This window comes from Limosilactobacillus rudii (assembly GCF_014145455.1).
In the GTDB taxonomy this organism is placed as follows: Bacteria; Bacillota; Bacilli; order Lactobacillales; family Lactobacillaceae; genus Limosilactobacillus; species Limosilactobacillus rudii.
Map to the genome: position 1 here is coordinate 1 of NZ_JACIVB010000006.1, position 202 is coordinate 202.

Genomic DNA, 202 nt, shown 5'->3' on the forward strand with positions numbered 1-202 from the left:
CGATGAAGGACGGGACTAACACCGATATGCTTCGGGGAGCGGTAAGTACGCTTTGATCCGGAGATTTCCGAATGGGGAAACCCAGTCAGCTTAATCGCTGACTACTTGACTAGTGAATACATAGCTAGCAAGAGGTAGACGCAGTGAACTGAAACATCTTAGTAGCTGCAGGAAGAGAAAGAAAAATCGATTCCCTGAGTAG

At 47.0% G+C, this 202-nt stretch carries 1 rRNA gene; it reads left to right on the top strand.

The window, feature by feature from the left end:
- Positions 1-202 (top strand): 23S ribosomal RNA (locus H5S39_RS00025); the annotation flags it as partial.